Here is a 13,608-nt window from a genome sequence, read left to right as displayed (position 1 = left end):
CGGGCATGAAATCGGCCAAGATGCCGCCCAGCCCGACGCCCGACACGCCCTTCGAGGGGCTTTTCGCCCCCTCGGTGGTCGAAATGTACGGCATGGTCGCGGCGCGGCACATGTACGAATTCGGCACCACCTCCGAACAGTTGGCCTGGATCAAGGTCGCCGCCTCGCAGCACGCGCAACACAACGAGCGCGCCATGCTGCGCAAGGTGGTGACGGTCGATGACGTGGTGAACTCCCCCCTCGTTTCAGCACCGCTGCACCGACTCGATTGCTGCGTTGTCAGCGACGGCGGCGGCGCGCTGGTCGTGACCAGCGAGGCAGTCGCCAAGTCACTGAACCGGCCGCTGGTCAAGGTCCGGGGCAACGGCGAGGCGGTGAAGCATCCTTCGGCCGGGCGCGTGGATCTGACCACCTCGGCGGGCGCGATCTCGGGCCCACGGGCCTTTGCCGAGGCGGGCGTCACGCCTGCAGACATCAAATACGCCTCGATCTACGACAGCTTCACGATCACCGTGCTGGTCGCGCTCGAAGACCTCGGGTTCTGCGAAAAGGGCAAGGGCGGCGCCTTTGTCGCCGATGGCAATCTGATCTCGGGACAGGGAAAGCTGCCCTTCAACACCGATGGCGGCGGGCTGTGCAACAACCACCCCTCGAACCGGGGGGGCATGACCAAGGTCATCGAAGCCGTCCGCCAGCTGCGCGGCGAGGCGCATCCGGCGGTTCAGGTCCCCGGCTGCGACCTGGCGCTGGCCCATGGCACCGGCGGCTCGCTGGCCACGCGCCACGGAAGCGCGACGCTCATTCTCGAAAGGCTCTGACATGACCCTCGCTGACCTTGCCGCCGTGAATTTCGACGCCCTGCCCTTCTGGCAGGGCACCGAGGCTGGCGATTTCCTGATTGCGCGCTGTGAGAGCTGCGGCGAAGCGCATCACTACCCGCGCGCGATCTGCCCCTTCTGCCGGTCAGAGGCGATCCGCTTCGTCCCGGCCTCAGGCAAGGGCGTGATCTACAGCCTCGCCGTCACCCGGATCCCCGAGACCCCCCTGCGCGTCGTGGCCTATGTCACGCTCGAGGAGGGACCGACGATCATGACGCAGATCGTCGACGCCGACGATGCGGTCGCCATCGGCGACCCGGTCCGGGTGGATTTCCAGAAACATCCCGAGGGGTTGACCGCTGCGGTTTTCCGCCTCGCGCGCGACACAAACTGAGGAAACAACAGTGCAGAATCTCGGAACACTCGAAGGCAAGGTCATCGTCGTCACCGGTGCGGGACAGGGCATCGGGCGCGCGCTCGCCGGTATGATCGCCGATCTTGGCGGCACGCCCATCGGCATTGACCTGAACGGCGAGGCGCTCGAGGCGCTGAAGGCCGATATCCCGCAGGCCTTGGTCTATACCGGCGACGTCTCCGACGCCGATTTCGCCGCCGCCACGGTCGCGGATATCGGCAAAAAGGGTCTCACCATCACCGGCCTCGTCAACAATGCCGGGATCACCCGTCCCGCGATGATCAAGAAGATGACCCACAGCCAGTGGGACGACGTTATCCGGGTGCATCTGACCGGTGCCTATATCTGGACACAGGCCGTGGGCCGCGCGATCCTCGAACGCGCCGTGGACGGGGAAAGCCGCAACATCGGCGCGATGGTGCATGTGTCGTCCATCGCGGGTCGGGGCGGTTCCATCGGGCAGATCAACTATGCCGCCGCCAAGGCCGGCATCTTCGGCATCTCGATGACCGCGGCCAAGGAATGGGCGCGCTACGGCATCCGCTCCAATTCGGTCAGCTTCGGCGTGGTCGAGACCCCGATGACGGAAACCGTCCGGGGCGAGAAGTTCCGCGACAGCATCCTGTCCCGCATCCCCATGGGCTACTGGGCCGAAACAAGCGAAGTGGTGCGCCCGGTGGCCTTCCTGCTGTCCGACAGCGCGTCCTACATCACGGGCCAGAACCTCGGCATCGATGGCGGCATGAACATCAACCTCTGATCGACGACCGCCACCGGTTCGGCGCTGCTGCGCCGTACCGGTGGCGCACAAGGACCGGAAAACCATGGATATACTGCTGAGAGAAGACCGCGATGGCGTCGCCATCCTGACGTTGAACCGGCCCGAGGGGCTGAACGCGCTGTCGGGCAGCTTGGCCCGAGCTCTGCAGGCCGCCGTCGAGGATTGCATTGCCGGCGGAACGGTGCGCTGTATCCTGCTAACCGGTGCCGGGCGCGGCTTCTGCTCGGGCGCGGATCTTGGCGAGAAGCTGGAGCCCGAGGCGGGCAAGACCCTGCTTGAGACCTGGTATCACCCGATGGTTCTGGCGCTGCGCCATTGCCCGATTCCGATCGTAGCCGCCGTCAACGGCGTGGCCGCCGGTGCCGGGATGAGTCTGGCGCTGCTGGCTGACATCATCCTGTGTTCGGAAAACGCAAGTTTCCTGCAGGCCTTCGCGCGTATCGGGCTGGTGCCGGATTGCGGGTCGAGCTGGCTTATTGCCCGTCGCATCGGCGAAGCGCGCGCGCGGGAACTGACTTTGCTCGCCGAAAAGCTGGACGCCGAGAAAGCCCTCGACTGGGGCCTCGTGAATCGTCTGTGCCCGGCGGAAAAACTGATGGACGAAGCGCTCGTTGTCGCCCGTCGCCTGGCGAACGGGCCGGTCAATGCACTGAGCAGGATCCGCGCATTGCACGAAAGCGCCGCCGCGCTGAATTTTGAGGACCAACTGGCTGAGGAGGACCGTCTTCAACGCGAATGCAGCGGTGGCGCAGAAGTCCGCGAGGGGCGGGCCGCCTTTCTCGAAAAGCGCGCAGCCAAGTTCACAGGCATCCCGCGAACGACTTAGGCGAGTGAATACACTCGCCCCAAACGCTCCGATTGCGCACACCTGGAAGCTGCCCTTCGCCAGGTCGATCGCCAGCATACCGATCTTCGTCGTCATCGATGCGCCCTCCGTTTGGTTCCGATGGAACCATCAGGGCATATGAGATGCCGTTGGGTGGGGGCGTCCACCACATCGGTTCAGGTCGGCAACCCTTCGTATTCCCAACGTAAATCCTGGCAATGCTGTGTCGCGCAACATCGCCCCGTTCATTCAGGCTTTCCGCCTTCGCTCTGCATCGCCTCAAGGAGCCAGTCCAGAAAGACCTGCACCACGCCGAGTTGAACCGGTGAGCTGGCGCAGATGTAATAGCGGAATTCGTCGAGCATGGGGTGCGGGCCAGCTTTCACCAGTTGTCCGGCCGACAGGTAGCGCGACACGACCAGCCGACGCCCCAGCGCCAGGCCGGACCCGCCCAAGGCCGCGCGATAGGCCAACTGCGCCATGTTGAAGAACTGGTCCTGCCGCTGATCTCCGGAGGGCCACTTGCGACGGTCCAGCCAGATATCCCATTCCGATGTGTAGGACGGCGCGCCCTCCCACGGGGTCGCATCGTGCAGCAGCACCGTTGCCCCCTGTCCCGTACTCTCGATCCGGTGGGCAAGACGGGGCGAAGCAACGGGGAAGACCATTTCCGGGATCTCGGCAACCACCAGTGCGTCCTTCGGCGGTTCGGTCCCGTAGCGGATCGCGATGTCGATGTTGTCCGTGGTCATCCGGCGCTGGTCGACATTGTTCATCTCGCCGAAGATCGCGATCGGGATGTCGGGATGCAGCGCGTTGAAATCGTTCAGTGCCGGTGCCAGCCATTCCACTGCCAGCGAAGGGGCGCAGCTGACCTTGACGGCCGTGGACCTGTCCGTATCGGTCAAACCGGCGATGGCCCCCTGCATCTTGTCGAAACCGGAGGTGCAGGTTTCAGCCAGGCGCTGCCCTTCCGGTGTCAGCCGCAAGTTCCGCCCCTGTCGGGCGAACAATTTCAGGCCCAGACGCTGTTCCAGCCGATGGATGCGCTGGGTCACTGCGCTCTGCGTGACCGCAAGCCTGCTTGCAGCCGCATCGAGGTTTTCGCTGTTTGCGGCGTTGACGAAGAACCACAGGTCCGCCGCCAGACGAGCGTCAAATCGAGCCATGGAGAACCTTTCGCCAACTAAGCGCGGATAATTTAGCACAGCTAATATTTCAGTGCAGCATTGATCATTTGTCGTTCGCAAGGCTGCGCCATACGCTCGTGGAAATTCAGAAATTCGCAGAAAGCGGTTCCCGGTTGTGCAGTGCGCTGCGCGGCAGGATGCCCCTTGGCATGTCGGAGAGGTTCATGGGCCATACCCCTGGAAAATCGCAGGATGCAGCAACGGACCGGGGCGACACCATCCCTTCTGCCGTGCGTCGGGGCGAGCCCACTCTTTGGCTCAACCCTTCGGTTGCTCCTGCTGCGCAGGCGCTTGCCGACTTGTCGATCGGACAGGACGATCTCGGGTCCGCCATCACCGACTGGAAGAACTTCGCTCCGCTGCTGGCCGAACTGTTTCCCGAACTGGAACAGAGCGGCGGGCGGATCGCATCCAACCTGCTGGCCCTGTCACCCGAACAGTCCGCAGAGGTCACAGGGCCCGACGGGCAGGACGTACCTGTCGTGATCAAGTGCGATCACCTTCTTCCGGTGGCGGGCAGCATCAAGGCACGGGGCGGTTTCTACGAAGTGCTGGTGCTGGCCCGGGCCCTGGCCCGGAAGGCCGGGATGGATACCTCCGACAGCCGTGTCCTGGCTTCGCCCGAGGCGCGTGCGCTGTTTGCAAACCACAAGGTGATGACGGGCAGCACCGGCAATCTGGGCTACGCCGTAGGGCTGATCGGCCGCGCCATGGGGTTTGCAGCCGAGGTGCACATGTCGGTCGACGCCCGGCAGTGGAAGAAGGAACGGCTGGCCGCCATCGGCGCGACCGTCGTGGCCCACCCGGGGGATTATGCCCGTGCCGTGGACAATGCGCGGCGGATCGCGGCGGCGGACCCGCAATGCTACTTCGTCGATGACGAGGATTCGAAGGTCCTGTTTCTGGGCTATGCGGCAGCGGCTGCGGAATTCGCCGAACAATTGGCGGCCCTTCCCATTCACCCCACCCCCGAGGCCCCGCTGGTTGTCCACCTGCCCTGCGGGGTGGGCGGCGCGCCGGGCGGGATCGCGTTCGGTCTGAAGCATTTCCTGGGCGATGCAGTCCTGCCGGTTTTCGTCGAACCCGTCGCCGCGCCCTGCGTGCTGGTGCAACTGGCCAGCGGCCGGGACCAAAGCACCAGTGTCTACGACATAGGCCTGACCAACCGGACAGAGGCCGACGGGCTGGCTGTGCCGGCCGCCTCGCTTCTGGTCTGCGAACAGGTCGGCCAGCTGGTTCACGGCGTGGCGACGGTTCGCGACGCACAGATGTTCCATTGGGTCGCGCGCATGGCCGCGCAGCCTGGCCTGCGGCTCGAGGTATCGGCGGCGGCGGGGTTCGCGTCGGTTCGTCCCGTGGCTTCGTCCCTGACCGTCCGGCCCTGCGCACATGTCGTCTGGACCACCGGCGGCGGAATGATGGACGACGCCCAGTTCGAAGACGTGCTGGCCCGTGCCCGCGCTGCGGCCGGGTCGGAATGAAGACCCGCACGCAATTGACGATTGAAGGAGTACCGGCATGACCGAACAGTCCCCCCGACGCATCGCCCTTGGCGGCTTCATCCACGAAACAAATACCTTCTGCCCGACCGCGACGCGGATGGAGGATTTCACCGTTCCGGGCGAATTCCCCGGCCTGTTGCGGGGACCGGAGATCCTGACCGGTATTGCCGGCGGAAACTACCCGGCGACCGGATTTTTCGATGCCATGCACGAAATCGAACCGGGCTGGGACCTGATCCCCACTGTTTGGACGGCCGCGGCGCCGTCGGCGACGGTGCCGGCGGACGTGTTCGAGTCGATCTGTGCCGAATTGATTGCCGGGGTCGAAGCGGCGCTGCCGCTGGACGGTGTCTATCTGGACCTGCACGGCGCGATGGTCAGCCAAGACTACCCGGACGCAGAAGGCGAGATCCTGCGACGGGTGCGCGAGGTCGCGGGCCCCAAGGCGGCGATTGTCGTCGGGCTTGATCCGCATGGCAACACCTCGCCCCTCATGGTCGAGATGGCGGATGCGCTGGTGGCGTACCGGACCTATCCGCATGTCGACATGGCCGATACGGGCCGCCGCGGCTTCGATCTGATGCGGCGGATGGTCGATCAGGGCTGGCGTCCGGCCAAGGCCTTCCGGCAGCTCGATTTCCTGATCCCGACCGTCTTTCAGCCCTCCGTCATCGAACCCGGCGCCACGATCCTGTCCCGCATGAAGGACCTGGAACGGCCCATCGCCTCGATGAGCTTTTTCCCCTGTTTCCCCGCGGCGGATTTCGTGGATTGCAGGCCGTCAGTTCTGGCCTATGCCGATACCGCGGCCGATGCGGATGCCGCAGCGGATGCGCTGGCCGATATCGTCAACGGGTTCGAGGCAGATTTCGACGGCAAGCTCTATAGTCCGGCCGAAGCCGTGCGCGAAGCCCAGGCCATCGCAGGACAGACCGGCCGGCCCGTCGCCATATCCGACAGCCAGGACAATCCCGGCGGTGGCGGCAATTCCGACACGACCGGAATGCTGCGCGCGCTGGTCGATGCGGATGCGCAGGATGCGGCCATCGGGCTGATCTACGATCCCGAAGCCGCCCGTCTGGCCCATGACGCGGGCGTCGGTGCAACGGTGCGGCTCCGGCTTGGCGGCCGCTCGGGCATCGCCGGGGACGCACCGCTGGAAGCCGATTTCGTGGTCGAAACCGTCTCTGACGGCCGGGTCTTGGCAACCGGACCGGTCGCGGGCGGAGCCTGGGTCAATCTGGGCCCTTCGGCCTGCCTGCGCCTGGGCGGGGTACGGATCGCGGTGGCATCGCAGCGGGTGCAGATGCTGGATCTCAGCTTCTTCCGCGTCGTGGGCATCGAACCGAAAGACCAAGCGATCCTTGTCGTGAAAAGCACGGCCCATTTCCGGGCGGACTTCGAACCGATCTGCTCGGCGGTCCTCATGGCCATCGCTCCCGGCGCGATGCTGGCCGATCCCTCGGCGCTGGACTGGAAACACCTTGCCCCGGGGCTGCGGCTGAAACCGCGCGGCCCCCGTTTCGCCCCTGCCGTTCCGGCGTAACCCCGGCGCGGCGGACAAGACCAAAAATCATCTGACCAACAGGAAAGTGACCCATGAAACACCGCAAGACCAGACTTCTTGGCAGCACGATGTTTGCCTTGACGCTTTCGGTTCCCCTCGCGTTGCCGGCCCAGGCCGACGATACGCTTCGCATCGTGCTTGAAGCCGATCTGCCATCGCTTGATCCCAGCCAGTCGACCGCGACCGTGGTCACCGATTTCGGCCACATGGTTTTCGAAACGCTCTTTGCCATGGACAGCGAAGGCCGACCGCAGCCACAGCTTGTCGGGGACTACAGCCTGAGCGACGACGGGCTGACCTACAGCTTCACCCTGCGTGACGGCGTCACCTTCCATGACGGCGCCCCCGTCACCACCGCGGATGTCCTGGCCTCGCTGGACCGCTTCTTTGCCAAGGATGCGATCGGGAAGATCCTGCAGGACCGTATCGTCGCGCTGGAAGCGGTGGACGACACGACCTTCACAATGACCCTGGATCAGCCCTTTGGTCTGACATTGGACATCCTGGGCAAATACGCCCCGATCGTTCCCTATATCTACCCTGCCCGGATCATCGCGGACGGCCCGGCCTCGGTCATCACCGAACCCGTCGGCTCGGGGCCTTTTGTCTATGATGCCAAGGAAACCCGTCCGGGTTCCGTCGTGGTGCTGAAACGCTATGAGGACTACGTTCCGCGCAATGAACCGCAGGACGTCCTGGCAGGCTCGCACGAAGGCGCCGTGGACCGGGTCGAATTGCTGTCCATCCCCGACAGCCAGACATCGGTCAACGCGCTTCTGGCCGGTGAGGTCGATTTCATCAGCTTTATCAACCCCGATACGCTGGACCAGTTGGAAGGCGGCGACAACATCGAGGTGAAGACCCGGTATCCCAGCGGCGAAACGGTACTTCTGCGTTTCAACAGCCTAACGCCGCCCTTCGACGACGTGCGGGCACGCAAGGCCTTCGCCATGGTTGTCGACCAGGAGCAGTATCTGGCCGTGTCCGCGGCCCGGCCCGAATTCGGCAAGGTCTGCAAATCGATCTTCACCTGCGACAGCCCCTTCAGCACCGACGTCGGAAGCGAAGGCGTCGGCACCCTTGACGTCGAAGCGGCCAGGGCGCTGGTCGAGGAAAGCGGTTACGATGGAACGCCCATCGTCGTCCTGCAGCCGACCGACATTCCCAGCCTGCAGGCCTTCGCCCTGATCGCCGCGCAAGAACTGCGGTCGATCGGGTTCAATGTCGAAGTGGCGGCCTCGGACTGGGCGACGCTGGTGCAGCGCCGCGCCCTGAAGGTGCCGCAGACGGAAGGCGGCTGGAACCTGTTCGTCACCACGACCACGGCGGAAAACCTGGACAGCCCGTTTTCCAACCTGCCCGGCAATACCAATTGCGAAACCTCGTGGGCGGGCTGGCCCTGTGACGATGAAGCAGATGCCATCAAGACCGCCTTCATGAATGCCACCGACTTCGAAGAACGCAAGAAGCTGGCCGCCGACTTCCAGGAAAGGATCTACGAAGTCATGCCCTTCGTGCCCGCGGGCCAGTACGTCAGCCTTTCGGCCTGGAACAAGGACGTGGGCAATGTCGTGGTCGGTCTGGCATCGCCCTTCTACGGACTGACCAAGTCCAGCGCTGACTGACGGAAGAGGGTCAAGAGATGAAAGGTTTCGTGTTCAAGCGATTGATGTCGGCCCTGCCCGTCATTCCGATCGTCTCTGTCCTGATCTTCCTTCTGATCCATGCGGGCGGGAGCGATCCTGCCCGCATACTTGCCGGGGACACGGCAACCGATGCCGCGGTCGAGTCGCTGCGCCAGCACCTGGCGCTGGACCGGCCGCTTTCGGAACAGTTTCTCGCATGGGTCGGCGGATTGGTGCAGGGAGATTTCGGCACTTCTATCTTCTACCAGCGCCCGGTGTCGGACATCGTGATGGACCGGGCGGGGGCCACGATATCCCTGGCGCTTTCGGTGATCACCCTGTCGGTGCTGATCGGCGTGCCCGCCGGGGCCATCGCCGCGATGCGTCTGGGCGAACGCACGGACAAGGCCGTGACCTTCCTTGCCGCCATGGGCTTTTCCCTGCCGATCTTTCTTGTCGCGTATTCGCTGGTCTACGTGGTGTCGCTGAAGCTGGGCTGGTTGCCCGCACAGGGCTATTCCCCGCCGGGGAACGGCCTGTGGAGCTTTGCCCGCTCGCTGATGCTCCCGACGCTGACCCTGTCGATCTTCTATATCGCGCTGTTTGCCCGGGTCAGCCGGGCCACTGTTTCGGACATGCTGAAACAGGATTTCGTCCGCACGGCCGCGGCCAAGGGTGCATCGCCCCGACGGATCCTGTTCGTCCATGCGATGCGGACGTCTGCAGTTCCTGTCGTCACGCTGATCGGCACAACCTTTGCCGCGCTACTGGGCGGTGTCGTCGTGACCGAGAGCCTGTTCAACATACCCGGCCTTGGGCGACTGGTGACCGAAGCAATCCTGAAACGCGACTTTCCCATCATCCAGGGGCTCGTTCTGATGACATCCATTCTCTACGTTCTGATCAACCTCTGCATCGACCTGATCTGTGCGGCGCTTGACCCCAGGTTGTCGCGATGAGCGCCGCGTCCGGACAATGGTATCGTTCGATGCTCCGTGACCCTCTGACGGCGGCAGCGATCTCGGTCCTGACCTGCCTGGTGCTGCTGGCCATTTTCGCGCCCTGGCTCGCGCCGGTGGATCCCACCTTCGTCGATGCGACCGTGCGTCTGAAACCGCCTTCAGCCGAACACTGGCTGGGCACCGACCGCGTGGGGCGCGATATCTTCTCGCGTGCGCTCCACGGCGCGCGGGTGTCCCTGTCGATCGGGGCACTGGTCGCGATCGCCGCGCTGTCCATCGGAACCGCGCTGGGGCTTGTGGCCGGATACGTGCGGTTCCTCGACGGGGTGATCATGCGCGTGATGGACGGCCTGATGGCCATACCGGCCGTGCTTCTGGGCGTGGCGGCCTTGATGGCCTTCGGCAGCACGCCGCAGGCGCTGGTCTTTGCCATTGCGTTGCCGATGCTGCCGGAAATCGCGCGGCTCAGCCGCAGCCTGACCATGTCGATCCGCGGTGAGCCCTTTGTCGAGGCGTCGGTCATGGCCGGGACCCGCACGCCGGTGCTGCTGTTGCGGCATATCCTGCCCAACGCTGCCGCGTCGCTTATCGTGCTGGCCAGCTATGTCTGCGCGTCGGCCATCATTGCCGAAGCCGTGCTCAGCTTCCTTGGCATCGGCACGCCGCCGGAACTTGCAAGCTGGGGCAACATGATCGCGGAAGGCCGCAGTTCGTTCCAACGCGCGCCGTGGGTCGTTTTCGTACCAAGCGTGCTTCTGGGCCTGACCGTCCTGTCGATAAACCTGATCGGCGATCGCCTGCGCGACGTGACCGATCCCCTGAGCCTGGGAGGCCGGTGATGACCGCAGCTGACACACCCGTGCTGAGCGTGCGCGGGCTGACAATCGATCTGCCTTCGGGCGGCGACCGCAGGTCCGCGGTCGAAAGCGTCAGTTTCGATCTCGCCGCGGGAGAGATCCTGTGCGTTGTCGGCGAAAGCGGTTCGGGCAAGTCTGCCACCGCCTTTGCGGTGATGAACCTCCTGGCGCGCGAGCTGGATGTCAGCGCCGGCCAGATCCTGTTCAAGGGACAGGATCTTCTGACCCTGCCCGCAGAGGCCCGTCGCACCTTTTCCGGCCAGTCGATGTCGATGATCTTTCAGGAACCCATGACAGCCCTGAATCCGGTCTACAGCATCGGACATCAGGTCGAGGAAGTCCTTGTCATTCATCAGCCGGACATGTCCCGCGCTACGCGCCACGCCCGCATGCTGGAAACACTGAGGGCTGTGAACCTTCCCGATCCCGTGGCCATCGCGAAGGCCTATCCACACCAGATTTCGGGAGGGCAGCGTCAAAGGGTTATGATCGCCATGGCGCTGATCCTGAACCCTTCCGTCCTGATCGCGGATGAACCGACCACGGCGCTCGACGTGACGACGCAGGCGCAGATCCTGAAGCTGATCGACACGCTCCGGCACAAGCGGGGAGCAGGGGTTCTGTTCATCACACATGACATAGGCGTGGTTCGCGAGATCGCCGACAGGGTGATCGTGATGCGCGGTGGCCGCGTGATCGAAGCCGGACCCGCCGCGAAGGTGCTGGATTCACCGACGCAGGACTATACCCGCCAACTGATCGATGCGGTTCCCCCCCTTCAGGCGCCGCCCCCGCGCGCGCCGGTCCAGGGGCGACCCCTTCTGAACATCGCCGGGCTGGACAAGACCTATGGCAAGGGTCTGCTTGCCGGCCGCCGGATTGCGGCGGTCGCCGATGTCGACCTGACCGTGGCGCAGGGCGAAGTGCTCAGCATCGTTGGCGAAAGCGGTTCGGGCAAGAGCACGCTGGCCCGGATCGTCGCCGGCCTGGTCCCACCAAGTTCGGGCACAATCGATCTCCCGAAGGGCGGTGCGGCGGACGCACGCGGGACACGGGTGAACAAGGTTCAGATGGTGTTCCAGGATCCGAACCGGTCGCTCAATCCGCGGCTGCGGATCGGGGCGTCGTTGATCGAAGGGCCGATGAATGCAGGCCTGTCGCGCGCGGAAGCGATGGCGCGCGGCGCGGCACTGATCGCTCGGGTCGGGCTGGAACCTTCGGCCCTGCAACGCTATCCGCACCAGTTCAGCGGCGGTCAGCGCCAGCGCATCTGCATTGCGCGCGCACTGGCGATGGAACCCGACCTGCTGATCGCGGACGAGGCGGTCTCGGCCTTGGACATGACAGTGCAGAACCAGGTCCTGGATCTTCTGGAAGAGCTTCAGCGAGAGCTGGGCCTGGGCATGATTTTCATCACCCATGACCTGCGTGTCGCCGCCCGGATCAGCGATCGGATCTGCGTGATGCAGAAAGGCCGGATCGTCGAACAGGGCACGGCGGCCAAGGTCCTGGCCAACCCGAAGTCCGCCTATACACAACAACTTCTTGACGCGATGCCGGGCAGAGCGGCCGTGGCGAAGATCGCGGCGGGCATCTGACGGGTCAGGTGCCCGCCGCGTCGGTGGCCGGCGCCGCAAGGCGAAGGACACCGTACATCGCGGTGACCCAAGTGGTATTGCCGCAGTGGAAGGGCGCGAAGCGTCGGCGATGACAAGATCGCGCCCCCCACATCCCGTGCGACAGGCCGGCACTCCTTCGGCGGCCCGCCGAAACAGAGACATAATGCTGAACTTGTCGCCCTGAAACCGATCCCAACTGTTTGCCCGCATCAATGTGGATCCGCGCCCAGACTGAGGCCTGATGGCTAGAAGACGATGGGTAAGGCGAGAGCGATGGCAGACAGGAACGCCTTCGGGCATCGGTCCTGGCAAAAGTGGCAACCGTCATCTTGCGGCTTTAGGCCAGAACGGATCTCGAACCTGACGGCCAGAAGAGGAATGCCTTGCAGGGACAGGGGCTCCGGCCGTTCTAATTTGCCACAGACTTTCCGCCCTTCAATATCGGGCCGACCGCGCTCTGCGGTTTTTTCTGTTGGCCGCGGAGCGCTTTCGGTGACTGGCCGGTCCATCGCCGGACGGCCCGCGTGAATGCCGCCGGATGGGAAAAGCCCAGCTGGGATGCCAGCGACGCGATATCGCCCCCATCCGAACCGAGCGCCTCGATGGCGATCCTGTGGCGAACGTCGTCAAGCAGACCGGCGAAGCTGGTGCCCTCCTCGCCCAGACGGCGTTGCAGGGTCCGCACGCTCGTGCCCGCGGAAAAAGCCAGATGGTCGACCGTGGGCAAGCCGCCCCGCAGCATGACGGTCAGGGCGATACGGGCCGAAGTCGCCAACGTTCCGTCCTGGCGCAGCCGAAGCCAGTCTTCCCGCGTGGGCAATGCGTCGGGCAGGTCGGAATGGCAGGCCAGAAAGGGCGTGTCGGCGATTCTGCCGGGGATACTGACCTGCAGGCGTCTGTCCGGCGCCGGAAGTACCGGACACCCGAAATGCCGCACGGCGTGATCCAGACCCGCAACAGGGTGCGGCACCATCCTGATCTCTTTGAAAAGGGTCCCGTCCAGGCCCGTCATCTGACAGACGCAGCGGATGATCGATGCCACGTTCAACTGCACGGCATGCAGCGTTTCCGCGTCGAAATCCCACTGCCAGCCATCGCAGACCACGATACCGGTGCCGCTTTCGCTGACGGTCACAATTTCATGGGTGCAATGGCGCGGCAAGGCCGCGGCCGTGCGCAGAAAGGCCCCCCGGGGCGTTCCGCCATGCCGCATGACAAGGCCCAGATTGGCCAGTTGTTCGATCGTGGCGTTCGTGGCGACCCTGCAACCGATGTCCACGCCTTCCACCTGGGCCATCCTGCGGGCGAAGGCGAACGTGTTCAGCAACGGAACGGGACAGTTCGGATCGTCCACGGGAAGATAGGCAAGATCGACTTCGGCCAGCCGGTCGAGCGGCGCCTTTCCATGGTCCTCCATCCATCGGATCCAGGGAATGACCACAGCCG

The 13,608-nt window shown here is 64.5% G+C and carries 12 protein-coding genes; 10 read left to right on the top strand and 2 right to left on the bottom strand.

Annotated elements, in window-relative coordinates:
- The 4 genes from FQK05_RS12850 to FQK05_RS12835 all read left to right on the top strand — a co-directional run.
- The coding region (locus tag FQK05_RS12850; protein WP_158967315.1) for a thiolase domain-containing protein at window positions 1-818 on the top strand (818 nt) is incomplete at its 5' end.
- A gap of 1 nt (window position 819) precedes the next feature.
- Window positions 820-1,212, top strand: coding sequence for a Zn-ribbon domain-containing OB-fold protein (locus FQK05_RS12845; RefSeq protein WP_158967313.1), 393 nt, complete (start codon window positions 820-822; stop codon window positions 1,210-1,212).
- A gap of 10 nt (window positions 1,213-1,222) precedes the next feature.
- Window positions 1,223-1,993, top strand: coding sequence for an SDR family NAD(P)-dependent oxidoreductase (locus FQK05_RS12840; protein WP_158967312.1), 771 nt, complete (start codon window positions 1,223-1,225; stop codon window positions 1,991-1,993).
- A 64-nt stretch (window positions 1,994-2,057) separates the two neighbouring features.
- A complete protein-coding gene (locus FQK05_RS12835) occupies window positions 2,058-2,840 on the top strand; it encodes an enoyl-CoA hydratase-related protein (protein WP_158967310.1) in 783 nt (260 codons plus the stop codon).
- Between the two features lie 245 nt (window positions 2,841-3,085).
- Here the strand turns inward: FQK05_RS12835 and FQK05_RS12830 are convergent, their stop codons facing one another.
- Window positions 3,086-4,009, bottom strand: coding sequence for a LysR family transcriptional regulator (locus tag FQK05_RS12830; protein WP_158967308.1), 924 nt, complete (start codon window positions 4,007-4,009; stop codon window positions 3,086-3,088).
- A 158-nt stretch (window positions 4,010-4,167) separates the two neighbouring features.
- On the opposite strand from FQK05_RS12830, the gene FQK05_RS12825 reads away from it, so the two are divergent.
- The 6 genes from FQK05_RS12825 to FQK05_RS12800 are packed head-to-tail and all read left to right on the top strand — an operon-like array spanning window position 4,168 to window position 12,141.
- Window positions 4,168-5,511 carry a D-serine ammonia-lyase gene (locus tag FQK05_RS12825; RefSeq protein ID WP_325063879.1) on the top strand — a complete coding sequence of 448 codons (1,344 nt, stop codon included), beginning with the start codon at window positions 4,168-4,170 and terminating at the stop codon, window positions 5,509-5,511.
- A gap of 37 nt (window positions 5,512-5,548) precedes the next feature.
- On the top strand, window positions 5,549-7,078 hold the full coding sequence (locus FQK05_RS12820; RefSeq protein ID WP_158967306.1) for a M81 family metallopeptidase: 1,530 nt from the start codon (window positions 5,549-5,551) through the stop codon (window positions 7,076-7,078).
- 53 nt (window positions 7,079-7,131) lie between these two features.
- Window positions 7,132-8,724 carry an ABC transporter substrate-binding protein gene (locus FQK05_RS12815; RefSeq protein ID WP_158967304.1) on the top strand — a complete coding sequence of 531 codons (1,593 nt, stop codon included), beginning with the start codon at window positions 7,132-7,134 and terminating at the stop codon, window positions 8,722-8,724.
- Window positions 8,725-8,741: 17 nt separating this feature from the next.
- Window positions 8,742-9,683 carry an ABC transporter permease gene (locus FQK05_RS12810; protein WP_158967302.1) on the top strand — a complete coding sequence of 314 codons (942 nt, stop codon included), beginning with the start codon at window positions 8,742-8,744 and terminating at the stop codon, window positions 9,681-9,683.
- A 29-nt stretch (window positions 9,684-9,712) separates the two neighbouring features.
- Window positions 9,713-10,525 (top strand): ABC transporter permease, encoded by an 813-nt coding sequence (locus FQK05_RS12805; protein ID WP_233270486.1) that lies wholly within the window; start codon window positions 9,713-9,715, stop codon window positions 10,523-10,525.
- Window positions 10,525-12,141, top strand: coding sequence for a dipeptide ABC transporter ATP-binding protein (locus FQK05_RS12800; RefSeq protein WP_158967298.1), 1,617 nt, complete (start codon window positions 10,525-10,527; stop codon window positions 12,139-12,141). Before FQK05_RS12805 ends, FQK05_RS12800 begins: the two co-directional genes overlap by 1 nt.
- Window positions 12,142-12,571: 430 nt before the next feature.
- Here the strand turns inward: FQK05_RS12800 and FQK05_RS12795 are convergent, their stop codons facing one another.
- Complete coding sequence (locus tag FQK05_RS12795) at window positions 12,572-13,579, bottom strand: helix-turn-helix domain-containing protein (protein WP_158967296.1); 1,008 nt, start codon at window positions 13,577-13,579, stop codon at window positions 12,572-12,574.
- Between the last annotated feature and the right edge of the window lie 29 nt (window positions 13,580-13,608).

The organism is Chachezhania sediminis (assembly GCF_009765275.1).
GTDB classification, from domain to species: domain Bacteria; phylum Pseudomonadota; class Alphaproteobacteria; order Rhodobacterales; family Rhodobacteraceae; genus Chachezhania; species Chachezhania sediminis.
This window is presented reverse-complemented; position numbering and strand designations above follow the sequence as displayed.

Bases quoted from the DNA above. Each gene is read 5' to 3' on its own strand.
- FQK05_RS12825 (WP_325063879.1), top strand. From the start codon at position 4,168: ATGCCCCTTGGCATGTCGGAGAGGTTCATGGGCCATACCCCTGGAAAA.
- FQK05_RS12815 (WP_158967304.1), top strand. From the start codon at position 7,132: ATGAAACACCGCAAGACCAGACTTCTTGGCAGCACGATGTTTGCCTTG.
- FQK05_RS12810 (WP_158967302.1), top strand. From the start codon at position 8,742: ATGAAAGGTTTCGTGTTCAAGCGATTGATGTCGGCCCTGCCCGTCATT.
- FQK05_RS12835 (WP_158967310.1), top strand. From the start codon at position 2,058: ATGGATATACTGCTGAGAGAAGACCGCGATGGCGTCGCCATCCTGACG.
- FQK05_RS12820 (WP_158967306.1), top strand. From the start codon at position 5,549: ATGACCGAACAGTCCCCCCGACGCATCGCCCTTGGCGGCTTCATCCAC.
- FQK05_RS12845 (WP_158967313.1), top strand. From the start codon at position 820: ATGACCCTCGCTGACCTTGCCGCCGTGAATTTCGACGCCCTGCCCTTC.
- FQK05_RS12800 (WP_158967298.1), top strand. From the start codon at position 10,525: ATGACCGCAGCTGACACACCCGTGCTGAGCGTGCGCGGGCTGACAATC.
- FQK05_RS12795 (WP_158967296.1), bottom strand. From the start codon at position 13,579: ATGGAGGACCATGGAAAGGCGCCGCTCGACCGGCTGGCCGAAGTCGAT.
- FQK05_RS12805 (WP_233270486.1), top strand. From the start codon at position 9,713: ATGCTCCGTGACCCTCTGACGGCGGCAGCGATCTCGGTCCTGACCTGC.
- FQK05_RS12830 (WP_158967308.1), bottom strand. From the start codon at position 4,009: ATGGCTCGATTTGACGCTCGTCTGGCGGCGGACCTGTGGTTCTTCGTC.